23 protein-coding genes are annotated in these 24,769 nt (G+C 70.2%); 8 read left to right on the forward strand and 15 right to left on the reverse strand.

Annotation, left to right across the window (positions count from 1 at the left end):
* Positions 1 to 5 precede the first annotated feature (5 nt).
* From ACFYNU_RS13245 to ACFYNU_RS13260, 4 genes are all read right to left on the reverse strand, one after another.
* Positions 6 to 323, reverse strand: a complete 318-nt coding sequence (locus tag ACFYNU_RS13245; protein WP_356586003.1) for a bifunctional 3-phenylpropionate/cinnamic acid dioxygenase ferredoxin subunit — start codon at positions 321 to 323, stop codon at positions 6 to 8.
* The gene (sufD, locus tag ACFYNU_RS13250) at positions 323 to 1,501 is read right to left on the reverse strand and encodes a Fe-S cluster assembly protein SufD (protein ID WP_356586001.1); all 1,179 of its coding nucleotides are present in this window, start codon (positions 1,499 to 1,501) and stop codon (positions 323 to 325) included. The genes ACFYNU_RS13245 and sufD overlap by 1 nt, the downstream gene beginning before the upstream one ends.
* Positions 1,502 to 1,572: 71 nt before the next feature.
* On the reverse strand, positions 1,573 to 2,994 hold the full coding sequence (sufB, locus tag ACFYNU_RS13255; RefSeq protein WP_356585999.1) for a Fe-S cluster assembly protein SufB: 1,422 nt from the start codon (positions 2,992 to 2,994) through the stop codon (positions 1,573 to 1,575).
* A complete protein-coding gene (locus tag ACFYNU_RS13260; protein ID WP_356585997.1) occupies positions 2,991 to 3,800 on the reverse strand; it encodes a metalloregulator ArsR/SmtB family transcription factor in 810 nt (269 codons plus the stop codon). The genes sufB and ACFYNU_RS13260 overlap by 4 nt, the downstream gene beginning before the upstream one ends.
* 169 nt (positions 3,801 to 3,969) lie before the next feature.
* On the opposite strand from ACFYNU_RS13260, the gene ACFYNU_RS13265 reads away from it, so the two are divergent.
* The 3 genes from ACFYNU_RS13265 to ACFYNU_RS13275 all read left to right on the forward strand — a co-directional run bounded on the left by ACFYNU_RS13265 (position 3,970) and on the right by ACFYNU_RS13275 (position 6,749).
* Positions 3,970 to 4,905 carry an ABC transporter ATP-binding protein gene (locus ACFYNU_RS13265; RefSeq protein WP_356585995.1) on the forward strand — a complete coding sequence of 312 codons (936 nt, stop codon included), beginning with the start codon at positions 3,970 to 3,972 and terminating at the stop codon, positions 4,903 to 4,905.
* On the forward strand, positions 4,902 to 5,705 hold the full coding sequence (locus tag ACFYNU_RS13270; protein ID WP_356585993.1) for an ABC transporter permease: 804 nt from the start codon (positions 4,902 to 4,904) through the stop codon (positions 5,703 to 5,705). Before ACFYNU_RS13265 ends, ACFYNU_RS13270 begins: the two co-directional genes overlap by 4 nt.
* 66 nt (positions 5,706 to 5,771) lie before the next feature.
* A complete protein-coding gene (locus ACFYNU_RS13275) occupies positions 5,772 to 6,749 on the forward strand; it encodes a COX15/CtaA family protein (protein WP_356585991.1) in 978 nt (325 codons plus the stop codon).
* A gap of 40 nt (positions 6,750 to 6,789) precedes the next feature.
* On the opposite strand, the gene ACFYNU_RS13280 is transcribed toward ACFYNU_RS13275, so the two are convergent.
* The 3 genes from ACFYNU_RS13280 to ACFYNU_RS13290 all read right to left on the reverse strand — a co-directional run bounded on the left by ACFYNU_RS13280 (position 6,790) and on the right by ACFYNU_RS13290 (position 9,412).
* A complete protein-coding gene (locus tag ACFYNU_RS13280; protein WP_356585989.1) occupies positions 6,790 to 7,908 on the reverse strand; it encodes an amidohydrolase family protein in 1,119 nt (372 codons plus the stop codon).
* 129 nt (positions 7,909 to 8,037) lie between these two features.
* Positions 8,038 to 8,415: a hypothetical protein gene (locus ACFYNU_RS13285; protein ID WP_356585987.1), complete on the reverse strand. Its 378-nt coding sequence runs from the start codon at positions 8,413 to 8,415 to the stop codon at positions 8,038 to 8,040.
* A 49-nt stretch (positions 8,416 to 8,464) separates the two neighbouring features.
* Entirely contained in the window at positions 8,465 to 9,412 is a 948-nt protein-coding gene (locus ACFYNU_RS13290; RefSeq protein WP_356586181.1) for a heme o synthase, read from the reverse strand.
* A 381-nt stretch (positions 9,413 to 9,793) separates the two neighbouring features.
* Here ACFYNU_RS13290 and tkt point away from each other — a divergent pair, with 381 nt between their 5' ends.
* From tkt to pgl, 5 genes are read left to right on the forward strand one after another with little or no spacing between them, the layout of a single operon-like run.
* Positions 9,794 to 11,872: a transketolase gene (tkt, locus tag ACFYNU_RS13295; protein WP_356585985.1), complete on the forward strand. Its 2,079-nt coding sequence runs from the start codon at positions 9,794 to 9,796 to the stop codon at positions 11,870 to 11,872.
* 32 nt (positions 11,873 to 11,904) lie between these two features.
* Positions 11,905 to 13,023 carry a transaldolase gene (tal, locus tag ACFYNU_RS13300; protein ID WP_356585983.1) on the forward strand — a complete coding sequence of 373 codons (1,119 nt, stop codon included), beginning with the start codon at positions 11,905 to 11,907 and terminating at the stop codon, positions 13,021 to 13,023.
* 4 nt (positions 13,024 to 13,027) lie between these two features.
* On the forward strand, positions 13,028 to 14,560 hold the full coding sequence (gene zwf / locus ACFYNU_RS13305) for a glucose-6-phosphate dehydrogenase (protein WP_356585981.1): 1,533 nt from the start codon (positions 13,028 to 13,030) through the stop codon (positions 14,558 to 14,560).
* Positions 14,557 to 15,573, forward strand: a complete 1,017-nt coding sequence (gene opcA / locus ACFYNU_RS13310) for a glucose-6-phosphate dehydrogenase assembly protein OpcA (RefSeq protein WP_356585979.1) — start codon at positions 14,557 to 14,559, stop codon at positions 15,571 to 15,573. The genes zwf and opcA overlap by 4 nt, the downstream gene beginning before the upstream one ends.
* Positions 15,570 to 16,352, forward strand: coding sequence for a 6-phosphogluconolactonase (gene pgl / locus ACFYNU_RS13315; RefSeq protein ID WP_356585977.1), 783 nt, complete (start codon positions 15,570 to 15,572; stop codon positions 16,350 to 16,352). The genes opcA and pgl overlap by 4 nt, the downstream gene beginning before the upstream one ends.
* A gap of 203 nt (positions 16,353 to 16,555) precedes the next feature.
* Here pgl and ACFYNU_RS13320 read toward each other — a convergent pair whose 3' ends face one another.
* The 8 genes from ACFYNU_RS13320 to ACFYNU_RS13355 all read right to left on the reverse strand — a co-directional run bounded on the left by ACFYNU_RS13320 (position 16,556) and on the right by ACFYNU_RS13355 (position 24,657).
* Positions 16,556 to 18,088: a PH domain-containing protein gene (locus tag ACFYNU_RS13320; RefSeq protein ID WP_388766109.1), complete on the reverse strand. Its 1,533-nt coding sequence runs from the start codon at positions 18,086 to 18,088 to the stop codon at positions 16,556 to 16,558.
* Positions 18,085 to 18,582, reverse strand: a complete 498-nt coding sequence (locus tag ACFYNU_RS13325) for a PH domain-containing protein (protein ID WP_356585974.1) — start codon at positions 18,580 to 18,582, stop codon at positions 18,085 to 18,087. The genes ACFYNU_RS13320 and ACFYNU_RS13325 overlap by 4 nt, the downstream gene beginning before the upstream one ends.
* Positions 18,583 to 18,586: 4 nt before the next feature.
* Positions 18,587 to 20,266 (reverse strand): glucose-6-phosphate isomerase, encoded by a 1,680-nt coding sequence (gene pgi / locus ACFYNU_RS13330; protein WP_356585972.1) that lies wholly within the window; start codon positions 20,264 to 20,266, stop codon positions 18,587 to 18,589.
* A gap of 69 nt (positions 20,267 to 20,335) precedes the next feature.
* Positions 20,336 to 21,565: an MFS transporter gene (locus tag ACFYNU_RS13335; protein ID WP_388766172.1), complete on the reverse strand. Its 1,230-nt coding sequence runs from the start codon at positions 21,563 to 21,565 to the stop codon at positions 20,336 to 20,338.
* A gap of 171 nt (positions 21,566 to 21,736) precedes the next feature.
* On the reverse strand, positions 21,737 to 22,072 hold the full coding sequence (locus tag ACFYNU_RS13340) for an RNA polymerase-binding protein RbpA (protein ID WP_078077905.1): 336 nt from the start codon (positions 22,070 to 22,072) through the stop codon (positions 21,737 to 21,739).
* Between the two features lie 179 nt (positions 22,073 to 22,251).
* Positions 22,252 to 22,488, reverse strand: coding sequence for a preprotein translocase subunit SecG (secG, locus tag ACFYNU_RS13345; RefSeq protein ID WP_063889525.1), 237 nt, complete (start codon positions 22,486 to 22,488; stop codon positions 22,252 to 22,254).
* Positions 22,489 to 22,637: 149 nt separating this feature from the next.
* Complete coding sequence (gene tpiA, locus ACFYNU_RS13350; RefSeq protein WP_356585969.1) at positions 22,638 to 23,438, reverse strand: triose-phosphate isomerase; 801 nt, start codon at positions 23,436 to 23,438, stop codon at positions 22,638 to 22,640.
* A gap of 7 nt (positions 23,439 to 23,445) precedes the next feature.
* The gene (locus ACFYNU_RS13355) at positions 23,446 to 24,657 is read right to left on the reverse strand and encodes a phosphoglycerate kinase (RefSeq protein WP_356585967.1); all 1,212 of its coding nucleotides are present in this window, start codon (positions 24,655 to 24,657) and stop codon (positions 23,446 to 23,448) included.
* Positions 24,658 to 24,769 lie beyond the last annotated feature (112 nt).

A 24,769-nucleotide genomic window follows, 5' to 3' on the forward strand; every position in this document is an offset into this window, starting at 1 on the left:
CTGTCTCAGGACTCCTGGGTGACGGAGACGAGCACATCGTCCCCTTGGATCTGTACGGGGTATACGGGGACGGGGCGGGTCGCGGGCAGGCCGTTCGGCTTGCCGGTCCGCAGGTCGAAGCTGGAGCCGTGCAGCCAGCACTCGATCGAGCAGTCCTCGACCTCGCCCTCCGAGAGGGAGACGTTGGCGTGCGAGCAGATGTCGTTGATCGCGAACACCTCGCCCTCGGTACGGACGACGGAGACCGGTATGCCGTCGAGTTCGACCCGCTTGGGGGTGCCGTCCTCCAGCTCGGTCAGTCCACATGCACGGACGAAGGCCATCAGACGGACGCCTCCAGCTCCGCCTCGATCTTGGCGATCAGGCGCTCCTCGACGTCGGGCAGTCCGATCTGCTGGACCAGCTCGGCGAAGAAGCCGCGGATGACGAGGCGGCGGGCCTCGATCTGCGGGATGCCGCGCGACATCAGGTAGAAGAGCTGCTCGTCGTCGAACCGGCCGGTGGCCGAGGCGTGACCGGCGCCGGCGATCTCGCCGGTCTCGATCTCCAGGTTCGGTACGGAGTCGACCCGGGCGCCGTCCGTGAGGACGAGGTTACGGTTCATCTCGTAGGTGTCGGTGCCCTCGGCGGCGGCCCGGATGAGCACGTCACCGATCCAGACGGCGTGCGCGTCGTCGCCCTGGAGCGCGCCCTTGTAGACGGCGTTGGACTTGCAGTGCGGGGCGTTGTGGTCGACGAGGAGCCGGTGCTCCTGGTGCTGGCCCTTGTCGGTGAAGTAGAGGCCGAACAGCTCGGCCTCGCCGCCGGGGCCCGCGTACGCCACCCGGGGGTGGAGCCGTACGACGTCGCCGCCGAAGGTCACCACGATCGACTTGAACGAGCCGTCCCTGCCGACCAGCGCGTTGTGCTGGGAGACATGGACGGCGTTCGCGTCCCAGTCCTGCACGGACACGACGGTCAGCTTGGCGCCGTCGCCGACGAGGAAGTCGACGTTGGCGGCGACCACCGCGTCACCGGTGTGGTCGATGACCACGACCGCCTCGGCGAAGGCCCCCAGCTCGATCACCTGGTGCACGAAGGCGGTGCCGCCCTGGCCGTGCACGGTGATGCGGATCGGCTCGGTGAGCACCGTCTCCTTGGGAACGGAGACGACCGACGCCTTCTCGAACGAGGTGTACGCCTGGGCGGCCACCCGGTCCACCGGCGTACCGGCCTTGCCCACCCGCGGGTCGTCGCGGCCGACGGTCTCCTGGGTGACACCGGCGGGGGTGTACACCTCCGTACGGATACGGCCGTCGGCGACGGCCGTACCGTCCTGGAGACCGCGCAGCCGCTCCAGCGGGGTGAACCGCCACTCCTCCTCGCGGCCGTGCGGGACGGGGAAGTCCGCGACGTCGTAGGACGGCGGCGCGCTCATGCGCGTGGCGACGGTCGACTCGGCGGCCACCGCGATCGAACCGGCGGTGGTGGAACCCACCGGAATGTTCTGAGCCTCAGCCATGGCTGTCGTCGTGCTCTCTCTCTGCCTCTGGGGAAATCGGTCGCTGCTGCCGGCTGCCTCTCAAGGAGGCGTCAGCCGACGGAGCCTTCCATCTGGAGCTCGATCAGCCGGTTGAGCTCCAGGGCGTACTCCATGGGCAGTTCCTTCGCGATCGGCTCCACGAAGCCGCGCACGATCATCGCCATGGCCTCGAACTCGGTCATCCCTCGGCTCATCAGATAGAAGAGCTGGTCCTCGGAGACCTTGGAGACGGTCGCCTCGTGCCCCATCGACACGTCGTCCTCGCGGACGTCCACGTAGGGGTAGGTGTCGGAGCGCGAGATGGTGTCGACCAGCAGCGCGTCACAGAGCACGTTGGACTTGGAGCCGGGCGCGCCCTCACCGATCTCGATGAGACCTCGGTAGGAGGTACGGCCGCCGCCCCGCGCCACCGACTTGGAGACGATGTTGGACGAGGTGTTCGGAGCCATGTGGACCATCTTGGCGCCGGCGTCCTGGTGCTGGCCCTCGCCCGCGAAGGCGATGGACAGGGTCTCGCCCTTGGCGTGCTCGCCCATCAGATAGACGGCCGGGTACTTCATGGTGACCTTGGAGCCGATGTTGCCGTCGACCCATTCCATGGTCGCGCCCTCGTAGGCCACGGCACGCTTGGTGACGAGGTTGTAGACGTTGTTCGACCAGTTCTGGATGGTCGTGTAACGGCAGCGGCCACCCTTCTTGACGATGATCTCGACCACGGCGCTGTGCAGCGAGTCCGAGGAGTAGATCGGCGCCGTGCAGCCCTCGACGTAGTGGACGTAGGCGTCCTCGTCGACGATGATCAGCGTCCGCTCGAACTGGCCCATGTTCTCCGTGTTGATACGGAAGTAGGCCTGGAGCGGGATCTCGACGTGCACGCCCTTCGGCACGTAGATGAACGAACCGCCGGACCACACGGCCGAGTTCAGCGACGCGAACTTGTTGTCGCCGACCGGGATGACCGTGCCGAAGTACTCCTGGAACAGCTCCGGGTTCTCCCGCAGCGCGGTGTCCGTGTCCTTGAAGATGACGCCCTGCTCCTCCAGGTCCTCACGGATCTGGTGGTAGACGACCTCGGACTCGTACTGGGCCGCGACACCGGCGACGAGGCGCTGCTTCTCCGCCTCGGGGATGCCGAGCTTGTCGTACGTGTTCTTGATGTCCTCGGGCAGGTCCTCCCAGGAGGCCGCCTGCTTCTCCGTCGACCGGACGAAGTACTTGATGTTGTCGAAGTCGATGCCCGACAGGTCGGAGCCCCAGCTCGGCATCGGCTTCTTGCCGAAGAGCTTCAGGCCCTTGAGACGGAGCTTGAGCATCCACTCCGGCTCGTTCTTCTTCGCCGAGATGTCGCGGACGACCTCTTCGGAGAGACCCCGCTTGGCGGTGGCACCGGCCGTGTCGGAGTCGGCCCAGCCGTATTCGTACTTGCCCAGTCCGTCGAGCTCAGGATGGGCGGTCTCCGTGGGGAGCGTCATGCGGGGTTCCTCCCGGCCGTGCTTTCGGATGCGTGATGATCGGTCTGCTGGCTGATCTTCGGTGTGTCGGTCTGTGGGGCGCCGTCCTGCGGGGCACCCGGTGGCGCGCCGTGTCCGGCGCCGTGGGGGATGAACGTCGTGCACACGCCGTCGCCGTGGGCGATGGTCGCCAGCCGCTGCACATGGGTCCCGAGCAGTTCGGAGAAGAACTCCGTCTCCGCCTCGCACAACTGCGGATACTTCTCGGCCACGTGGGCCACCGGGCAGTGGTGCTGACAGAGCTGCTCGCCCTGCTGGTTCGGTGCGCTACGAGCCGTAGCAGCGTACCCGTCGGCGCTCAGCGCCTTGGCGAGCGCCTCCGTACGCTTCTCGGGCGCGGCGGCCTCGACGGCTTCCCGGTACGTCCCCGCCTGGGTGGCGATGCGGTCGCGCGCGAAGGCGCTGACGGCCGCGTCGCCCTTGGCGCCGCCGCCCGCGCCGCGGGCGATCCACTCGATGGCGTCGGCGGCGAGCTTGTCGTACGACTGGTCGAAGGCGTCCCGGCCGCAGTCGGTGAGCGCGAAGACCTTGGCGGGCCTGCCACGGCCGCGTGAGCCGTAGACTCGCTGGTCGCGCGGCTCCACGACGGAGTCGGCCGCGAGCGCGTCGAGATGGCGGCGGACGGCGGCCTGGGTGAGCCCGAGGCGCCCCGCGAGGTCGGAGACGGTGGACGGGCCGTGGTCCAGGATGGAGCGCGCGACCCGGTTGCGCGTCGAGCGCTCACCGGTCGCGAGTTCCTCCTGCGGAGCCTCGCCCACGTATTTCACAACGCCATTGTTGCGTAATTCCTTCGCGAGTGACAACAGCCGTCCGGAACGATGAGTCGTGCCCTTCATCACTTAGGGTCACCTAAGAAGGTCGTGGGCAACCGCACGAACGAGCGGTTTGACCGCCCCCGGAACCGGGGGCCCCACCGCCGCTGCCTAGACTCGCGGCATGCGCAGCGTCGTCGGAGAGCCGGTGGTCCAGGTCCGGGGTCTGGTCAAGCGGTACGGGGCCAAGACCGCCGTGAACGGCCTGGATCTGGCGTTCCGGGCGGGCACGGTGTCCGCGGTCCTCGGCCCCAACGGAGCCGGCAAGACCACCACGATCGAGACCTGCGAGGGCTATCGCAGGCCGGACGAGGGCACCGTACGCGTCCTCGGGCTCGATCCCGTGGCCGACGCGGCGCGGCTGCGCCCCCGCATCGGTGTGATGCTCCAGTCCGGTGGCGTGTACTCCGGCGCCCGCGCGGGGGAGATGCTGCGCCACATGGCCGCACTGCACGCGCACCCGCTGGACGTGAGCGCGCTGATCGAACGTCTCGGGCTCGGCGGCTGCGGCCGTACGCCCTACCGCCGGCTCTCCGGCGGCCAGCAGCAGCGGCTCTCGCTCGCCATGGCGGTCGTCGGCCGCCCCGAGCTGGTGTTCCTGGACGAGCCGACCGCGGGGCTCGACCCGCAGGCCCGCCGCTCCACCTGGGACCTGGTGCGCGAGCTGCGCGCCGACGGCGTGACCACGGTGCTCACCACGCATTTCATGGACGAGGCCGAGGAACTGGCCGACGACGTCGCCATCGTCGACGCCGGCCGGGTCGTGGCGCACGGCACCACCGAGGAGCTGTGCCGGGGCGGCGCCGAGAACACCCTGCGCTTCACCGGCCGCCCCGGACTCGACATCGGCTCGCTGCTCAAGGCGCTGCCCGACGGATCGGCCGCCGCCGAGCTGACACCGGGCGCCTACCGGATCGGCGGCACGATCGACCCGCAGCTGCTCGCGACGGTGACGTCCTGGTGCGCGCAGCACGGGGTGATGCCGGACAGGATCTCCGTCGAGCGGCACACCCTGGAGGACGTCTTCCTCGAACTGACCGGCAAGGAGCTGCGCCCATGAGCACCGATACGCAGACGGGTACCGGTGCCCGGACGGGCGCCGGCACGTACACGCCCGCCCCGGGCGCGGCGCCGCTGTCGCGGATGATCGCCGTACAGACGGCCTTCGAGACGAAGATGCTGCTGCGCAACGGCGAGCAGCTGCTGCTGACCGTGATCATCCCCAGTCTGCTGCTGGTGCTGTTCTCGACGGTCGACATCATCGACACCGGCTCGGGCGCGTCGGTCGACTTCCTGGCCCCCGGTGTCCTGGCGCTGGCCGTGATGTCGACGGCCTTCACCGGGCAGGCCATCGCGACGGGCTTCGAGCGGCGTTACGGGGTACTGAAGCGGCTCGGCGCGTCACCGCTGCCGCGCCGAGCCCTGATGACGGCGAAGACGCTCTCCGTCCTGGTCACCGAAGTGCTCCAGATCGTGCTGCTGACGGTCATCGCGCTGGCGCTCGGCTGGTCGCCGGACGGCAACCCCTTCGCCGTGGCCCTGCTGCTCGTTGTCGGTACGGCCGCGTTCTCCGGGCTCGGGCTGCTGATGGCGGGCACGCTGAAGGCGGAGGCGACGCTCGCCGCGGCGAATCTGGTGTTCGTGCTGCTGCTCGTGGGCGGCGGCGTGATCGTACCGATGGACAAGTTCCCCGAGGTGGCGCAGACGCTGCTCGGTCTGCTGCCGATCTCGGCCCTCTCCGAGGGGCTGCGGGACGTGCTCCAGCACGGCGCGGGAATGCCCTGGGACGATCTCGGGGTGCTGGCCGTCTGGGCGGTGCTCGGGCTCGGGGCGGCGGCGCGCCTCTTCCGCTGGGAGTAGGGCGCCGGCCTGCGCGGGGACGGGGCGGGGACCCCTCGTGACTGCGTTCACAAACGCCCGCCTACCATGGTTGCCGTGTGGAACCCCCTCGACTACATCGCCCAGCGCTGGACACCCTCCCCCCGGATCCTGCGCCGCGCCGCGCTCTCCGCCGTCGTGATGACCGTCGTGATCATCGTCACCGGCGGCGCCGTCCGGCTCACCGGCTCCGGGCTCGGCTGCGACACCTGGCCGAAGTGCACGGACGACAGCCTGTTCGCGACACCCGAGCAGGGTCTGCACGGTGCGATCGAGTTCGGCAACCGGATGCTGACGTACGTCCTGTCGGCCGCCGTCGGCTGGGCGATCATCGCGGCCCGGTCGGTCAAGCCCCGGCGGCGCGGCCTCACCCGGCTCGCCTGGAGCATGTTCTGGCTGGTGGTGGTGAACGCCGTCATGGGCGGCATCACGGTCCACATGGAGCTGAACCCCTGGACGGTGGCGGTCCACTTCCTGCTCGCCAATGCCCTGCTCACCGTCACGGTGCTCGTCTGGCAGCGCACCCGCGAGGGCGACGCGACGCCCCGGCCGCGGGTCCCCCGCCCCGTACGGAAACTGTCCTGGGCGCTGATCGTCACGACGGTCCTGCTGGTCACCCTGGGCACGACGGTGACCGGTTCCGGCAAGCACGCGGGTGACAGCAGCGAGGTGCCGCGCATGCCGTGGGACTGGATCGACGCGGCGCACGTGCACGCGGCGGCGGCCTGGCTGGTCTGCGCGCTGGCGATCGCGATGTGGCTGGTGCTGCGCGTCGTGGACGCACCGGACGACACCCGCGCGCGGGCGCGCGACCTGCTGATCGTCCTGCTCGCGCAGGGCGGGGTGGGCTATGTGCAGTTCTTCACCGATGTGCCCGAGGTCCTGGTCGGCGTCCATATGCTCGGCTCCGCGCTGACCTGGATCGCGGTGCTGCGCCTCGCGTTGAGCCTGCGAGAGCGGCCGGTGCGGGACCCGGAGATCCCGGCGCAGGCGGACCCGGCCGACCCGGCGCTGTCCGCGGCCTGAACGGCCCGAGCCTCCCAGCGGTTCGGGGCGGCGGCGACCGTCAGGGCCCGTCCAGGCCGTACACGCGGCGGGCGTTGCCAGAGGCGATCATCTCCGCGACGCGCTGCGCGTCGGCGAGCGCCCATGAACCGTCCGCCGCCCAGCCGCCGAGCACCCGCGCCAGCGCCTGCCGGAAGACCCGCGCGCCCACCACGTGCAGTTCGGGCAGCCCGCGCGCGCCGCTGGAGTAGAGCAGCTTCCCGAACGGTGCCAGCTCCAGCACCTCCGCGAGGACGTCCGCCGCCCTGGCCCCGCTGTGGGCGAGCGCCGGGCCGAGATCCACGTACACGTGCGGGAACGCCCCGGCGAGCCGCGCGGCGTGCCGGTGGTACGGCCTGCCGTGCAGCAGCACCAGATCGGTGCCGAGCCCGGCCGTGGCCGCCGCGAAGCCCGCGATCTGCGCCGGACCGCCGTCGGGGCAGCCTGCCCGGCACCCCTCGCCGCCACCGCCCGCGTGCAGTTGGAGCGGCAGCCCGGTGGCGACGGCGGTCCACAGCAGATGTCTCAGCAGTACGGGGTCGGTGAGCCGGCCTCCCACCCGCCGCCGGGTGAGCCAGCGTCCCGCCGCCGTGCGTACCTCGCCGGGGCCGGGCGGCTCGGACGCCGGGGCGGGGCCCTGGCGCAGGGCGGTCACGGACACGAAGGCGACGGCCGAACCGGCCGCCGTGTGCACGGCGTGGGCGAGGTTGGCGAGCAGCGAGTCGACGGTGCCGGAGGTGTCGGCCACCTGCTGGGCGAGCAGTTCGAGCCGTACGATCTCGCGGGCCTCGGCGGCGCCGGCCGCCGCGATCTCCTCGGGGCCGGTCAGATCGCCGGGCAGCCCGGTGTCCACCAGATAGGTGGTGACGCCGGTGCCGCGCAGGAGCCGCCGGCCGGCCTCCAGGACGCCCAGTTCCCGGCGCCGGGCGAGATAGCCGGCGGGCGAGGTGTGCGGTTCCAGCCCGAGGAGCGGCGGGCACCAGCGCCGTACGGCGAATCCGGTCTGGGTGTCGAAGAAGGTGGTGCCGGCGGCGGGCGGGCCCGCGGTCCTGCCGAGCTGGGCCTCGAAGGTGCCGAGGCCCAGTTCCGTACGGAGAACGCCGTGGCAGTTCTGGTCCACCAGAGTCGTTGTCTCGATCATGGCGCTTCCCGTCGTGGACCGTATCCCTACAGTCCTAACGGGCAAGGCGCGCTCGGGTGTTGCTCTCCCCGCGATCGAGCGCCGGACCGGCCCCCGCTCCCTGATCCGGCCTGATCGACAAGACATTCCCTAGCCGTTGGCGGGTCCGCCGAGTTGGATGCCCGCCATGCGGCTCCACTCGTACGGGCCGGTGCGGACCTTCGCGGCGAACTCGCCGTCGAACGCCTCGTGCACGGTGATGCCCGCCTTCTCCACGGCCTTCAGCGCCACGTCGTGCGAGGGGGCGACCAGATCGCCCCAGTCGCCGTCCTGCGCCACGAGCACGATACGGGTGCCCGCCTGGCCCAGGTTGGCGAGTTGTCCCTCCGCGTCGCCGCCGTGCCGGCGCGCGAACGCGCCGATCTGCTTGGCCAGTCGGGCGGCTCGCCGCTCGTCCCGTACGGCCTGCCGGCTCGGACGCTCGCCGTCGCCGCTCTGCTCCTGCTCGTCAACCTCGGTCTCTGCCATGACCGACATGCTACCGACGGGTAGACCTGTCGCGTCAGTGGGACAGGGCCTAGCGCAGGAAGGGGTCCACCGCGACAGCCACGAAGAGCAGTGACACATAGGTGATCGACCAGTGGAACAGCCGCATCTCCTTCAGCTTGCCGCCCGTCGCACCGGACTTGGCGCGCGACTGGAGCCCGTGCGCCTCCCAGAGCCACCAGCCGCCGGCCACCAGAGCCACCGCCGTGTAGAACCAGCCGGTGTAGCCGAGCGGTGTCAGCAGCAGCGACACCGCGACCATCACCCAGCTGTAGACCACGATCTGGCGGGCGACGACCTGGTTCGAGGCGACGACGGGCAGCATGGGCACGCCCACGCGCGCGTAGTCCTCGCGGACCTTCATCGACAGCGGCCAGTAGTGCGGCGGCGTCCAGAAGAACATCACGAGGAAGAGGACGACGGCCGCCCAGGACAGCGAGTTGGTGACGGACGACCAGCCGATGAAGACCGGCATGCAGCCGGCGATGCCGCCCCAGACGATGTTCTGCGAGGTGCGCCGCTTGAGGATCATCGTGTAGACGACGACGTAGAAGAGGAGCGCGCCGAGCGCGAGCGCCGCGGACAGCCAGTTGACGAGCAGACCGAACCAGAGCGTCGAGATCACGGCCAGGGAGAGCCCGAAGACGAGCCCTTCACGGGGTGACACCATGCCGGTGACCAGCGGGCGCTGCGACGTGCGGTCCATCAGCGCGTCGATGTCGCGGTCGATGTACATGTTCAGCGCGTTGGCGCCGCCGGCGGACAGATAGCCGCCGACACAGGTGACGACCACCAGCCACATGTCGGGCACACCTTGCGCGGCCAGGAACATCACCGGCACGGTGGTGATGAGCAGCAGCTCGATGATCCGTGGTTTGGTCAGCGCCACGAACGCTTTGACGCGGGCCCCGAACGGCCGATGGCCCCCCGGGCTCGGAGTCAGGACGACCCCTGCGGGTCGGGACTCGACGGCCGTCACGTACACCCCAGACAGAGAAATCCCAGCAAGCTCCGGGCGTGAAGGCCCGATAAAGTCTTGCGCGTACCACGCCACTCTAGACGTTGCCCATACGTCGTTCTTCGCGGGGGTGGGCTCGTGTTGACGCCTGGTCGGAGCCCCCGCGCGCGTGGCCGCGACGGCGGTCGGACGCGGTGGGAGTCGACCGCCCGATCTCCCCCGGAGGTCGCGCCGGACACTTCACCGGCATCCGCCCGGCACCTGCCCGGCACCCTGACGGTGTCTCTTCTTTACGGAAGTGGACGGGAATGGTCGCGCGCCGCCACGAGGGTAGGCTCGGCAACGAACCGGTGCGCCCTCAGACACCGGGATTCGACATGTGGAGAGGAGCCCTGACTCAGGGTGAGCACCAAGCCGACCACCACAGATCTCGAAGAGTGGACCGACCTGGACCGCAAGGCGGTCGATACCGTCCGAGTCCTGGCCATGGACGCCGTACAGAAGGTCGGCAACGGCCATCCCGGTACGGCGATGAGCCTGGCGCCCGCCGCCTACGTGCTCTTCCAGAAGCTGATGCGGCACGACCCGGCCGACGCGCAGTGGACCGGACGCGACCGGTTCGTTCTCTCCGCGGGCCACTCGTCGCTGACTCTCTACATCCAGCTGTATCTCGCGGGTTACGGGCTGGAGCTGGACGACCTGAAGGCGTTCCGGACCTGGGGTTCGAAGACCCCCGGCCACCCGGAGTACGGCCACACGGTCGGCGTCGAGACCACCACCGGGCCGCTCGGCCAGGGCGTCGCCAACGGTGTGGGCATGGCGATGGCCTCCCGTTACGAGCGCGGCCTGTACGACCCGGAGGCGGCCCCCGGCACCTCCCCCTTCGACCACACCATCTGGGTGATCGCGGGTGACGGCTGTCTTCAGGAGGGTGTCTCCGGTGAGGCGTCGTCGCTGGCCGGCCACCAGAAGCTGGGCAACCTCGTCCTGCTGTGGGACGACAACCACATCTCCATCGAGGGCGACACCGAGACGGCCGTCTCCGAGGACACCCTCAAGCGGTACGAGGCGTACGGCTGGCACGTCCAGCGCGTCGAGCAGCTGCCGAGCGGCGACCTCGACCCGGTGGGCCTGGCGCGTGCGCTGAAGAACGCGCAGGCCGAGACCGAGCGCCCCTCGTTCATCGCGGCGCGCTCGATCATCGCGTGGCCCGCCCCGCACGCGCAGAACACCGAGGCCGCGCACGGCTCGGCGCTGGGCGACGAGGAGGTCGCCGCGACGAAGCGGGTGCTGGGCTTCGACCCCGAGCAGAACTTCGAGGTCGCGGACGAGGTCCTGGCGCACACGCGCCACGCGCTGGACCGGGGCCGGGAGACGCGCGCCGAGTGGGAGAAGACGTTCGCCGCGTGGCGTACGGCCAACCCCGAGCGTGCCGCGACGTTCGACCGTGTCCGCGCGGGCGAGCTGCCCGAGGGCTGGGAGTCGAAGCTGCCGGTCTTCGAGACCGGCAAGGGTGTCGCCACCCGCGCCGCGTCCGGCAAGGTGCTCCAGGCGCTCGGCGAGGTCATCCCCGAGCTGTGGGGCGGCTCCGCCGACCTGGCGGGGTCCAACAACACCACGATCGACAAGACGTCGTCGTTCCTCCCGGCGGGCAACCCGCTGCCGGAGGCCGACCCTTACGGCCGCACGGTGCACTACGGCATCCGCGAGCACGCGATGGGTTCGACGATGAACGGCATCGCGCTGCACGGCAACACCCGTATCTACGGCGGCACTTTCCTGGTGTTCTCGGACTACATGCGCCCGGCCGTGCGGCTCGCCGCGCTGATGCAGGTGCCGGTCACCTACGTCTGGACGCACGACTCGGTCGGCCTCGGCGAGGACGGTCCGACGCACCAGCCGGTCGAGCACCTGTCGGTCCTGCGGGCCATTCCCGGTCTCAACATCGTGCGTCCCGCGGACGCCAACGAGACGGCGATCGCCTGGCGCGAGATCCTCAAGCGGCACGCCAAGGGCGCGCCGCACGGGCTGGCGCTGACGCGTCAGGGCGTGCCGACGTACGAGGCCAACGAGGGCGCGGCCAAGGGTGGTTACGTGCTGTTCGAGGCCGAGGGCGGCGAGCCCCAGGTGGTGCTGATCGGTACCGGCTCCGAGGTGCAACTGGCCGTCGAGGCACGGGAGCAGCTCCAGGCCGCGGGCATCGCGACGCGCGTCGTGTCGATGCCGTCGGTCGAGTGGTTCGAGGAGCAGGACCAGGCGTACCGGGACAGTGTCCTGCCGCCGTCCGTGCGGGCACGCGTGGCGGTCGAGGCCGGAATCGGGCTCACCTGGCACCGTTTCGTGGGCGAGGCCGGCCGCATCGTCTCGCTGGAGCACTTCGGTGCCTCGGCCGACGGCAAGGTCCTGTTCCAGGAGTTCGGATTCACCGCGGACGCGGTCGCGTCCGCCGCTCGGGAATCTCTCGCCGCCGTAGCGCGCTGACGCAGGTATACGACATAGGAGATGCAATTCTCATGACAGACGCACTCAAGCGCCTCTCCGACGAAGGCGTCGCGATCTGGCTCGACGACCTGTCGCGCAAGCGCATCACATCAGGCAATCTCGCCGAACTGATGGACCAGCAGCACGTCGTGGGCGTGACCACCAACCCCTCGATCTTCCAGAAGGCGATCTCGGAGGGCGACGGTTACGAGACCCAGCTCACCGACCTGGCGACCCGCCGGGTGAGCGTCGAGGAAGCCGTCCGCATGATCACGACGGCGGACGTCCGTGACGCCGCCGACATCCTGCGGCCGGTCTTCGACGAGACACAGGGCCAGGACGGCCGTGTCTCGATCGAGGTCGACCCCCGCCTGGCGCACAACACACGGGCGACGGTCGCCGAGGCCAAGCAGCTCGCCTGGCTGGTGGACCGTCCGAACACCCTCATCAAGATCCCGGCCACGGAGGCCGGACTCCCGGCGATCACCGAGACGATTGCCCGGGGCATCAGTGTCAATGTGACGCTGATCTTCTCGCTGGAGCGCTACCGCAAGGTCATGGACGCGTACCTGTCGGGTCTGGAGAAGGCGAAGGACGCGGGCCTCGACCTCTCGAAGATCTACTCGGTGGCGTCCTTCTTCGTGTCCCGTGTGGACACCGAGATCGACAAGCGGCTCGACGCGCTGGGCACGGACGAGGCGAAGGCGGCGCGCGGCAAGGCGGCCGTCGCCAACGCCCGGCTGGCCTACGAGGCGTACGAGGACGTCTTCGGCGGCGACCGCTGGGCGGCACTGGACCGGGTCCAGGCCAACAAGCAGCGTCCGCTGTGGGCCTCGACCGGCGTCAAGGACCCCGCGTACCGCGACACGATGTACGTGGACGACCTGGTCGCCCCGCACACGGTGAACACCATGCCGGAGGCCACTCTGGACGCGGTCGCCGAGCACGGATCGGTCACCGGTGACACCGTGAAGGGTACGTACGACCAGGCGCGCGCGGATCTCGAAGCCGTCGAGAAGCTGGGCATCTCCTACGACGACGTCGTCCAGGTGCTGGAGGACGAGGGCGTCGAGAAGTTCGAGAAGGCCTGGACCGACCTGCTCAAGTCGACCGAGGCGGAACTCAAGCGCCTCGCCCCTTCGGAGGACTGAACCCTTGACCGCAACCCACGGAGCGAATCCGCTTCGTGACGCCGCGGACCGACGGCTCCCGCGTATCGCGGGGCCGTCGGGCCTGGTCATCTTTGGCGTCACGGGCGATTTGTCCCGTAAAAAGTTGATGCCTGCCGTGTATGACCTCGCCAACCGGGGCCTGCTGCCGCCCGGCTTCTCCCTCGTGGGCTACGCCCGTCGCGAGTGGCAGGACGAGGACTTCGCGCAGGAGGTCCACGACGCCGTCAAGGCGCACGCCCGTACGCCGTTCCGGGAGGAGGTCTGGCAGCAGCTCATCCAGGGGATGCGCTTCGTCCAGGGTGACTTCGACGACGACCAGGCCTTCGAGAACCTGAAGTCCACCATCCAGGATCTCGACAAGGTGCAGGGCACGGGCGGCAACTTCGCCTTCTACCTCTCCGTACCGCCGAAGTTCTTCCCCAAGGTCGTCAAGCAGCTCAAGAAGCACGGGCTGGCCGACCAGAAAGAAGGCTCCTGGCGGCGCGCCGTCATCGAGAAGCCCTTCGGCCACGACCTGGTCTCCGCGCAGGAGCTGAACAAGGTCGTGCACGAGGTCTTCCCGTCCAACGAGGTCTTCCGGATCGACCACTACCTGGGCAAGGAGACCGTCCAGAACATTCTGGCGCTGCGCTTCGCGAACACCCTCTTCGAGCCGATCTGGAACCGGTCGTACGTCGACCATGTGCAGATCACCATGGCCGAGGACATCGGCATCGGCGGCCGGGCCGGCTACTACGACGGCATCGGCGCCGCGCGTGACGTCATCCAGAACCACCTCCTCCAGCTGCTCGCGCTCACCGCCATGGAGGAGCCCGCATCCTTCGACGCGGACGCGCTGGCCGCCGAGAAGACCAAGGTCCTGGGCGCCGTACGGCTGCCGCACGACCTCGGCAAGGACACGGTGCGTGGCCAGTACGCGGCCGGGTGGCAGGGCGGCGAGAAGGCCGTCGGCTATCTCCAGGAGGACGGCATCGACCCGAAGTCGAAGACCGACACCTACGCCGCCGTGAAGGTGGAGATCGACAACCGCCGCTGGGCGGGCGTCCCGTTCTACCTCCGTACCGGCAAGCGCCTCGGCCGCCGGGTCACCGAGATCGCGGTCGTCTTCCAGCGGGCCCCGCACTCCCCCTTCGACCACACGGCCACCGAGGAGCTGGGGCAGAACGCCCTGGTCATCCGGGTCCAGCCGGACGAGGGCGTGACCATGCGGTTCGGCTCGAAGGTGCCCGGCACGGCGATGGAGGTGCGGGACGTCTCGATGGACTTCGCCTACGGCGAGTCCTTCACGGAGTCCAGCCCCGAGGCGTACGAGCGACTGCTGCTCGACGTGCTGCTCGGCGACTCCAACCTCTTCCCCCGTACGGAGGAGGTCGAGCTGTCCTGGAAGATCCTCGACCCGATCGAGCAGTACTGGGACAAGCACGGCAAGCCCGCGCAGTACGAGTCCGGTACCTGGGGTCCGGTCGAGGCGGACGAAATGCTCGCACGACACGGACGGAGCTGGCGTCGGCCATGAAGATCGACCTTACGGACACCACGTCCAGCAAGATCAACAAGGCGCTCGTCGAGGGGCGCCGGGCGATCGGCACCCCGGCCGTCGGCATGGTCCTCACGCTGGTCCTCGTTACCGACGAGGAGAACGCCTACGACGCGCTCAAGGCCGCCAACGAGGCGTCCCGCGAGCACCCGTCACGCAAGCTGGTCGTCGTCAAGCGGGTCTCCCGCTCGGCACGCGACCGGTCCAAGGCGCGGCTCGACGCCGAGGTACGGGTGGGTGTGGAGGCCGGTACCGGCGAGACGGTCGTCCTGCGGCTGTACGGCGATGTCATCGACCACGCCCAGTCGGTCGTGCTGCCGCTGCTGCTGCCCGACGCGCCGGTCGTGGTGTGGTGGGCGGCCAACGCGCCGGACAACCCCGCGAAGGACCCGCTGGGCACACTGGCCCAGCGGCGGGTGACCGACACGTACGCCGCCGAGAACCCGATCGAGGAGCTCAAGGCCCGCGCCGCCGTCTACACCCCCGGCGACACGGACCTGGCGTGGAGCCGGATCACCCCGTGGCGGTCGATGCTGGCCGCCGCGCTGGACCAGGTCGACTGCAAGGTCACCGCGGTCCAGGTGGAGGGCGAGGAGCTGAACGCCAGCTGCGAGCTGCTCGGCATGTGGCTGGCCCACCGGCTGCATGTCCCGGTCACCCGCGCGGTCTCGGCCGGCCCCGGTCTCACGGCCGTCCGGATGGAGACCGACTGCGGGCCGATCGAGCTGCGCCGCTCGGACGGCTCCCTGGCGACGCTGTCCATCGAGGGCCAGCCGGACCGGGCGGTGGCGCTCAACCGGCGCGAGACCTCGGAGCTGATCGCCGAGGAACTGCGCCGGCTGGACCCGGACGACACGTACGCGGCGACGCTGCGGTTCGGCGTGGAGAGGCTGGAGGCCGCGAATCCGGAGAAGTCCGGCGACGGCGCTCCCGCGGCCAAGAAGGCGGCTCCGGCGCGTACGACGGCCGCGAAGAAGGCGGCGTCGAAGTGAGCGTTCCGCAGCTCGTCGTCCACCGCGACAAGGAGCTGATGGCGCAGGCCGCGGCGGCCCGGCTGATCACGAAGATCGTGGACGCCCAGGCCGCGCGCGGCTCCGCGTCGATCGTCCTCACGGGCGGGCGCAACGGCAACGGCCTGCTGGCCGCGCTGTCGCAGGCGCCCGCCCGGGACGCGGTCGACTGGACCCGGCTCGACCTCTGGTGGGGCGACGAACGCTTCCTGCCGGAGGGCGACCCGGAACGCAACATCACCCAGGCACGGGCGGCGCTGCTGGACTCGGTGCCGCTGGACCCCTCGCGGGTCCACGCGATGCCGGCCTCCGACGGCCCGTACGGCTCCGACATCGAGGCGGCAGCCGCCGCGTACGAGACGGAACTCGCCGCCGCCGCACGGCCGGAGGACCACGCCCGGGTCCCGTCCTTCGACGTCCTGATGCTCGGGGTGGGCCCGGACACGCACGTGGCCTCGCTCTTCCCGGAGCTACCGGGCGTCCGGGAGACGGAACGCACGGTGATCGCGGTCCACGGCGCCCCGAAGCCGCCACCGCTGCGGATCTCCCTGACGCTCCCGGCGATCCGGGCGGCGCACGAGGTATGGCTGCTGGCGGCGGGCGAGGACAAGGCGGAGGCGGCGGAGATCGCACTCTCCGGCGCGGGCGAAGTCCAGTCCCCGGCGTCGGGAGCGTACGGCCGCACACGCACGCTCTGGCTCCTGGACGAACCGGCGGCGTCCAAACTGCCGCGTTCGCTGTACCCGGTGGGCTCGGCCTGACCGCACCACCCCGGGGCTCCGCCCCGGGCCCCGCCGGCGTTGAGGCGCGGGGCCCGGGGCGGAGCCCCGAATCTCAGCCCGCCCGGCGTTTGAGGGCACGGCCGGAGGCCGTACGGGGCCCGGGGCGGAGCCCCGGTTTCGGGAAGGGGCGGGTAGGGGAACAGGCCCGCCGCAGGCGCCCCCCGCACCCCAGCCGCCCCCCGCTACCGCTCCAGGAACGGCTCCAGCAACCCCGGCACCGCCTCCGCCGCGAACCCCAGCCCCTCCCCCTCCCCCACGTCACGGACGTGATACGCCCCGTCCCCCGCCGCCGTCGTCGCCGTCACCGTCACCAACCCCACCCGCCGCTGAAAGTACGACTGCTTCACCGTCCACCCGATGACCCCGCCCCGCTGCAACGCCACCGTGGACCGCCGCACCGTCCCCGACCGCGCCACCAGATAGTCCCCGCTGAGCCTGTGCCCCAGCGCGCGGTACGCGTCGAGCGCCAGCGCCACCGCGCAGGGCACCAGCACCACCGCGCACCCCGCGGCGACGGACAGCAGCACGTCGCTCGCCAACAACAGGCCGAGGAGCAGCAGGATCAGCACCGGCACCAACGCCGAGCCCACCGCCCAGCGCAGCCGCCGCCCACGCGCGGCCAGCGGGTGCGGAACAAGGGCCGACGTGCCCGACGCTCCCGCCGTGCTCGTCGGCGACACCGGCTCCCGCAGAACCTGCGCCGCCACCTCGTCCGCCGCCGCCTTCGGCGCGGCCGGCAGCAGCGTCTTGAGGTCGGTGTGCTTGTCCTCGTCGCCGTCCGCGATCCCCGTCGCGACCGCGTCGACCCGCGCCGCGCCGACCAGCCGCACGCCCAGCGGCTCGACCAGCTCCACGCCCCGCAGTCTGCGCTCCTCGATCGAGACGGACCGTGATGTGAAGAGCCCGCGCCGCACCCGCAGGGTGCCGCCGGGCTCGCGTTCCAGCCGGTAGTTCCACCACATCTCGACCCAGAGGCCGAGCGAGCCGACTATGCCCGCGAGGAGCGCCGCGGCGGCGAGGAGCAGGACGATCATGAGGACCGAGGTGTCCCGGAACTGGTCGCCGATCCAGTCGATCACCTCGTTCTGCACTCCGAACCAGTCGCTGACCTGCATCACACCGCCCGCCGCGGCGCCGCCCAGCAGGGGCGACAGGAAGGACAGGGGCGCGTATCCGATCCAGCGCGGGTCGAGGACGGCCAGCATGCCGTCCGGGTGCGCGGCGGAGGCCGCCGAGGCGCGGCCCAGCAGTTCCGTACGGAGCCGCTCGCCCTCCGCGCGGGTGACCGGGTCGAGTTCCAGCGTGGATTCGCCGCCGGTGTGCTCACCCGTACCGATCCGGACCTTCACCAGACCGAGTATCCGCAGCAGAAGGTTGGCCGTCAGGTCGACGGTCCTGATCCGTTCCCGGCCCAGTGAGCGGCGTTTGACCAGCAGCAGTCCGGTGTGGAGTTCGGCCCGGTCGGGGCCGATGCGGTAGCGAGTGCGGCGCCAGCGGATGTAGTCGGCGCCGGTGCCGCAGACGATCAGCAGCAGGGCCGGGGGCAGCACCCAGGCGAGCGCGCGCCCTACCCCCATGCCGCCGGACAGACCGATGGTGGTGGGCACTCCCGCGCCCGTCGCGACGCCGGTCATGACGGCGGCGGTGACCAGCAGGGTGCGCTTGTCGAGCTTGCGCCACTCCTCACCGGGCGCGGGCGTCGCGGCCGTACTCACGTCGCGTCCCCGGGGGTCGCCTGGGTGATGTGGGTCAGCCGCTCGGCCAGTTCGGCGGCCAGCTCATGGCCGAGCCCCTCGATCCGCACCGCTCCTTTGGAAGAGGCGGTGGTGACGATGACGGTGGAGAGCTTGAACAACTGCTCCAGCGGGCCCCGTACGGTGTCCACGGTCTGGATCCGGGACATCGGCGCGATCCGCCACTCCTGCCAGAAGTAGCCGGTACGGACGTAGACCGCCTCGTCGGTCACCTCCCAGCGGTGCACCCGGAACCACCAGATCGGCATGACCACCGCGCAGGCCAGGCCGAGCACCGCGAGGACGGCGGCGGGGACCAGCAGCCAGGTACGGGCCGGGGCTATGAGCGCGCCGAGAACGGCGAGGACGGCCACCGGCGCGAGGGTGAGCAGCAGCCACTGCGCGCGCCACCAGGCGACCGCCCTCTCGTTCAGCGTGTTGTTGGGCGGCCTCAGCCGCCGCTCCCCCTCGGTCATCGGCTCAACGCCCCCGCAGTGCCCGGTACTTCGAGACCAGTTCGGCGGTGGAGGCGTCCAGCGGTTTGTGGTCCGAGCTGTCGCGTCCGCCGTCGATCTGGGTGAGGATCGGCTCGATCTCCTTGGCGAGTACCTTGCCGAGTTCGACGCCCCACTGGTCGAACGAGTCGATGTTCCACACGGCGCCCTGGACGAAGACCTTGTGCTCGTACAGCGCGATGAGCTGGCCGAGGACGGAGGGGGTCAGGGATTCGGCGAGGATCGTGGTGGTCGGATGGTTGCCCCGGAACGTCTTGTGCGCGACCAGTTCCTCGGGGACGCCTTCGGCGCGGACCTCGTCGGGCGTCTTGCCGAAGGCCAGCGCCTGGGTCTGGGCGAAGAAGTTGGCCATCAGCAGGTCGTGCTGCGCGACCAGTTGGTGCGGCAGGTCGTCCACGGGCTGCGCGAAGCCGATGAAGTCGGCGGGGATGACCTTCGTGCCCTGGTGGATCAACTGGTAGTACGCGTGCTGTCCGTTGGTGCCGGGGGTGCCCCAGACGACCGGCCCGGTCTGCCACTCCACGGGCTCGCCGTCGCGGTCCACGGACTTGCCGTTGGACTCCATGTCGAGCTGCTGGAGATACGCGGTGAAGCGGGACAGGTAGTGGCTGTACGGCAGGACGGCGTGCGACTGGGCGTCGAAGAACGCCCCGTACCAGACCCCCAGCAGACCGAGCAGCAAAGGCACGTTGGACTCGGCGGGCGCGGTGCGGAAGTGCACGTCCACGAGGTGGAAGCCGTCGAGCATCTCGCGGAACCGGTCGGGACCGATCGCGATCATCAGGGAGAGACCGATGGCGGAGTCGAACGAGTACCGGCCGCCGACCCAGTCCCAGAACTCGAACATGTTCGTGGTGTCGATGCCGAACTCGGCGACCTTCTCGCTGTTCGTGGAGAGCGCCACGAAGTGCTTGGCCACGGCCTCCTGGCCGCTCTGGAGTTCGGTCAGCAGCCAGTTGCGGGCCGATGTGGCGTTGGTGATGGTCTCGATGGTGGTGAAGGTCTTGGACGCGATGATGAACAGCGTCTCGGCGGCGTCCAGATCGCGTACGGCCTCGTGGAGGTCGGCGCCGTCGACGTTGGAGACGAAACGGACCGTCAGGTCGCGGTGGGTGAAGGACTTCAGTGCCTCGTAGGCCATCGCCGGGCCGAGGTCGGAGCCGCCGATACCGATGTTGACGATGTTGCGGATGGGCCGGCCGGTGTGACCGAGCCATTCGCCCGCCCTGACCCGGTCGGAGAAGGCGGCCATCTTGTCGAGGACGGCGTGCACGCCCGGCACGACGTTCTCCCCGTCGACCTCCACCACGGCGTCGCGCGGGGCACGCAGCGCGGTGTGCAGCACCGCCCGGTCCTCGGTGGTGTTGATCTTCTCGCCCCGGAACATCGCGTCGCGCAGCTCCGCGACGCCGGTGGCCTCGGCCAGTTCACGCAGCAGCGTGAGCGTCTCGTCCGTCACCAGTTGCTTCGAGTAGTCCAGATAGAGATCACCGACCTGGAGGGTGTAGCCGGTGCCGCGCGCCGGGTCCTCGGCGAACAGCTCCCGCAGACTCGTCTCCCCCAGCTGCTCACGATGCTTGCCCAGCGCGTTCCACTGCGGCGTCCGGTTGAGCCTGGCGCGGCCTTCTGCCTTTTTGTCGGACATCTTGCTTCAGCCCACTTCTTCTCGTACGGGAGTGCCTGCGTGAGTGCGGTGCCCAGCTGCCCACCCAACCTAATTGATCAGGGCGCCGAGCGAGGCGACGGCGAGCGTGAACGTACCGGCCGCCAGCAGCGCGGGCGTGTTGAGCCCCCAGGCGCCCGCGACCAGACCGCCGAGCAGCGCGCCGAGCGGCGCCCCGGCGATGGAGAGCGTGCGGAAGGCGGAGCTGATCCGGCCCAGCATCTCGGCGGGACTCCGCTCCTGGACCAGCGTCGCCTGGTTCACGTTCCAGACCATGCTCATGACGCCGAACACCGCCATGGCGGCGACGGCCGCCCACAGTTCACGGACGGTGCCGAGCGCGACGAGCGCGCAGGTCTGGACGACGCAGGCGAGGAGCACGCTCCGTATTCGCCCGATCCGGACGGCCAGCCGCGGCGCCACCAGTCCACCGGCGACGGTACCGACGCTGAACGCGGTGAGCGCCGCCGCGAAGCCGCTGTCGCCCGCGTCCAGCCAGCCGGTGATGTGCAGGACGAGGGTCGCGATCAGGGCGCCCATGCCGATGTTCGTCAGGGCGGTCGCCACGGACAGACCGCGCAGCGCGCTGTCCCGCCAAAGGGCGCGCATTCCTTCCGCCATCTCGGCGCGCAGGGTGCTTCCCGCGGTCTTCGGGGCCTTCGCCGGGGCTCCGGTCCGCAGGGAGGCGATGAGCAGCGCGCCGACGACATAGGTGGCGGCGTTGACGGCGAACGGCGCGGAGGCGCCGAGGATCAGCAGCACGGGCACCAGCGGCGCCGCCAGGAAGCCGCCGGCGACCTGCTGACCGGTCATGAGGCGGGCGTTGGCACCGGCCAGCGCGCCACGGGGGACCACGGCGGGCAGCAGGGCCGTGGCGGCGTTGTCGAAGAGCGTCTGGAAGGTGGTCAGCAGGAAAGCGAGCGCGATCAGCAGCGCGATCGCGCCGTGGCCGAGGGCGACGGCGAGCGCGAAGCCCGCCATCAGGACGCCGCGCACCAGGTCGACGGCCCACATCGCCCGGCGCTGGTCGACCCGGTCGGCGACGGCGCCGCCGAGGAGTCCGAACAGCAGCCAGGGCAGATAGCCGCAGGCGGTCACGGAGGCGATGAGCAGCGGGTCGTCGGTCAGCGAGGCGGCGAGCAGCGGGAGCGCGGCGGTACGCAGCGCGTCACCGAACCGGGAGATGACGGCGGCGCCCCACAGCCGGCCGAATCCCCCGCGCCACGCGGGCGCCGTCACTTTCCGCGCCGCCGGCTCGCCTGCCGCCGGCTCGCCTGCCACCGATCCACCGGCCGCCGATTCACCCGCCACTGTCTCGGCGGTCGCCTCGTCAGTCGTCACAACTCTCCCTTTCGGTCTTCCTGTTCGGACCGTATGGGATGCCACTGACAATCGGCCGTCCGCGAAAGCGGCACCGGCCGGACACCTTTGGGTGTCCGGCCGGATCAATGTCTAGATCTCGCCACGCAGTTTGGCGAGGGCTTCGGCGAGAATCGCCTCGCCGTCCGCGTCGCTGCGCCGCTCGCGCACATAGGCGAGGTGGGTCTTGTACGGCTCGGTACGCGGTGGGTCCGGCGGATTGTCCCGGTCCTGGCCGGCCGGGAATCCGCAGCGCGGGCAGTCCCACGTGTCCGGAACCTGCGCGTCGCTGGCGAAGCTCGGCACCGTCTCGTGCCCGTTGGAGCACCAGAAGGAGATGCGCAGGCGTGGCGCGGACTCGCCACGCTCGGCCTCACCCATCGGCCCCGCTCCGACCCGGCTTCCCCGGATCGCGTTGCCACTTGCCACGGTCGTAACTCCCTGCGTGAATGGTGCCGCAAGCATCAAGCGTCGAGAGGCAGCTCCGCTGTCGAGCGCCCCAGTCTACGTATGGCCCAACGCGCGTCCAGTGAGTGGAGTTACACCCCCACCGCCGGGACGCAGGGCCTCATGATAGGCCGCGCCCCCGGCGACGTACGTACGACTGGTCAGTTGTCCAGCTTCATCAGCAGACCAAGCACGACAATGCAGGCGAACCATCCCATACCGACCACGATGGTGATGCGGTCGAGGTTGCGCTCGGCGACCGAGGACCCACCGACGGACGACTGCATGCCGCCACCGAACATGTCGGAGAGGCCGCCGCCCTTCCCCTTGTGCATCAGCACCAGCAGCATCAGCAGCAGGCTGAAGACGATCAGGGCGATCGAGAACCCCATAATCACGGCTGGACCCTACTTTCCGGAATTCTCTCGAATTTAATCGGGATTGAACGGGACTGAACAGGACTGCAATGGACAACGGGGGCCGGCGGCATGTGTGAGATGCCGACTCGGCCCCCGTCAGGGTACGACGGATCCGCGCCCTCGCATACTTACTGGTCGCGGAACCTGACGATCTTGACGAACTCCTCGGCGTCCAGCGCCGCGCCTCCGACAAGGGCGCCGTCGACATCCGGCTGCGCCATGATCGCGGCGACATTCCCGGCCTTCACCGAGCCGCCGTACTGAATACGCACCTGGTCGGCCAGCTCCTGCGAGTACAGCTCCGCGAGCCGGGCGCGGATCGCCCCGCACACCTCCTGCGCGTCCTCGGGGGTGGCCACCTCGCCGGTGCCGATGGCCCACACCGGCTCGTACGCGATCACCACGGACTCGGCCTGGTCGGCCGGGATGTCCTTGAGACCGCCGTCGAGCTGCGCGAGCGTGTAGGAGACCTGCGCACCGGCCTTGCGGATGTCCAGGCCCTCACCGATGCACAGGATCGGCGTCAGCCCGTGCTTGTAGGCGGCCCGCACCTTGGCGTTGCAGACCTCGTCTGTCTCCAGGTGGTACTGACGTCGCTCGCTGTGACCGACGGCCACGTACGTGCACTTCAGCTTGGCCAGCATCGGTCCGGAGACCTCGCCGGTGTACGCGCCGGAGTCGTGCGAGGAGATGTCCTGGGCGCCGTACTTGATCTTGAGCTTGTCGCCGTCGACCAGTGTCTGCACGGACCGCAGATCGGTGAACGGCACCAGGACGGCCGTCTCGACCGCGTCGTGGTCCTTCTCGGTCAGGGCGAAGGCCAGCTTCTGGACGTGCGCGATGGCCTCGAGGTGGTTGAGGTTCATCTTCCAGTTGCCCGCCATGAGCGGGGTGCGGGCGGTCTTCTCGGTCGGGGTTTCAGCTGCCATCGGTAGGTCAGTCCTCCAGTGCGGCGAGGCCGGGAAGCGTCTTGCCTTCGAGGTATTCGAGGCTCGCGCCGCCACCGGTCGAAATATGGCCGAATGCGTTTTCGTCGAAGCCGAGGATCCGGACGGCGGCGGCGGAGTCGCCACCGCCGACGACCGTGAAGGCGTCGGAGTCGATCAGGGCCTGGGCGACGGCCCGGGTGCCCTCGGCGTAGTCGGGGTGCTCGAAGACACCCATCGGGCCGTTCCAGAAGACGGTCGCGGCGTCGGCGAGCTTCGCCGCGTACAGCCGGTTGGTCTCGGGACCGTTGTCCAGGCCCATCGCGTCGGCCGGGATGGCGTCGACGGCGACCGTCGACGGGTCGGCCGGCGCCTTCGTCTTCAGGTCCGGGAACGAGGTCGCGACCAGGACGTCCACCGGCAGGACGAACTCCACGCCCCGCGCCTCGGCACGCTTCAGATACTCCTGGACGGCCGGGATCTGGTCCTCCTGGAGCAGCGAGGCGCCGACCTCGTGGCCCTGGGCCTTGAGGAAGGTGTACGCCATGCCGCCGCCGATCAGGATGCGGTCGGCCTTCTCCAGCAGATGGTCGATGACACCGAGCTTGTCGGAGACCTTGGCGCCGCCGAGGACGACCGCGTACGGCCGTGCGACGTCGTCGGTGAGCTTCTTGAGCACGCCGACCTCGGTGGCGATCAGACCGCCCGCCGCGTGCGGCAGCCGGGCCGGCAGGTCGAAGACCGAGGCGTGCTTGCGGTGGACGGCGCCGAAGCCGTCGCCCACGTAGAGGTCGGCCAGCTCGGCGAGCCTGTCGGCGAAGGCGCCGCGCTCGGCGTCGTCCTTCGACGTCTCGCCGGCGTTGAAGCGCAGGTTCTCGATGACGGCGACCTGCCCGTCGCCGAGGGCGGCGACGACGGCCTTCGCCGAGTCGCCGACGGTGTCGGTCGCGAACGCGACGTCGGCGCCGAGGAGTTCACCGAGCCGGGCGGCGGCGGGCGCCAGCGAGAAAGCGGGGTCGGGCGCGCCCTTCGGGCGGCCCAGGTGGGACGCCACGATCACCCGGGCGCCGGCCTCGGCGAGCCTGGCGACGGTCGGCTGCACGGCACGGATCCGGCCGTCGTCGGTGATGGTGGTGCCGTCGAGGGGCACGTTCAGGTCGGCCCGGACGAAGACGCGCTTGCCGGCGACCCCTTCGTCGAGAAGTTCGTCGATCGTCTTCATGTATCAGTGACTCCTTGAGAGCGGCTCCACGTCCCGCGACGTCCGCGAGCACACGAAAAGAGCGAGCACACACAGCACAGGGACTGCACACGGACGACAGGGCCCGGTCAGC

Origin of the sequence: Streptomyces sp. NPDC006643, from assembly GCF_042870175.1 — a bacterium.
Taxonomy (GTDB): domain Bacteria; phylum Actinomycetota; class Actinomycetes; order Streptomycetales; family Streptomycetaceae; genus Streptomyces.

Bases quoted from the DNA above. Each gene is read 5' to 3' on its own strand.
- ACFYNU_RS13245 (WP_356586003.1), bottom strand. From the start codon at position 323: ATGGCCTTCGTCCGTGCATGTGGACTGACCGAGCTGGAGGACGGCACC.
- sufD (WP_356586001.1), bottom strand. From the start codon at position 1,501: ATGGCTGAGGCTCAGAACATTCCGGTGGGTTCCACCACCGCCGGTTCG.
- sufB (WP_356585999.1), bottom strand. From the start codon at position 2,994: ATGACGCTCCCCACGGAGACCGCCCATCCTGAGCTCGACGGACTGGGC.
- ACFYNU_RS13265 (WP_356585995.1), top strand. From the start codon at position 3,970: ATGCGCAGCGTCGTCGGAGAGCCGGTGGTCCAGGTCCGGGGTCTGGTC.
- ACFYNU_RS13270 (WP_356585993.1), top strand. From the start codon at position 4,902: ATGAGCACCGATACGCAGACGGGTACCGGTGCCCGGACGGGCGCCGGC.
- ACFYNU_RS13275 (WP_356585991.1), top strand. From the start codon at position 5,772: ATGGTTGCCGTGTGGAACCCCCTCGACTACATCGCCCAGCGCTGGACA.
- ACFYNU_RS13280 (WP_356585989.1), bottom strand. From the start codon at position 7,908: ATGATCGAGACAACGACTCTGGTGGACCAGAACTGCCACGGCGTTCTC.
- ACFYNU_RS13285 (WP_356585987.1), bottom strand. From the start codon at position 8,415: ATGGCAGAGACCGAGGTTGACGAGCAGGAGCAGAGCGGCGACGGCGAG.
- tal (WP_356585983.1), top strand. From the start codon at position 11,905: ATGACAGACGCACTCAAGCGCCTCTCCGACGAAGGCGTCGCGATCTGG.
- opcA (WP_356585979.1), top strand. From the start codon at position 14,557: ATGAAGATCGACCTTACGGACACCACGTCCAGCAAGATCAACAAGGCG.
- ACFYNU_RS13325 (WP_356585974.1), bottom strand. From the start codon at position 18,582: ATGACCGAGGGGGAGCGGCGGCTGAGGCCGCCCAACAACACGCTGAAC.
- pgi (WP_356585972.1), bottom strand. From the start codon at position 20,266: ATGTCCGACAAAAAGGCAGAAGGCCGCGCCAGGCTCAACCGGACGCCG.
- tpiA (WP_356585969.1), bottom strand. From the start codon at position 23,438: ATGGCAGCTGAAACCCCGACCGAGAAGACCGCCCGCACCCCGCTCATG.
- ACFYNU_RS13355 (WP_356585967.1), bottom strand. From the start codon at position 24,657: ATGAAGACGATCGACGAACTTCTCGACGAAGGGGTCGCCGGCAAGCGC.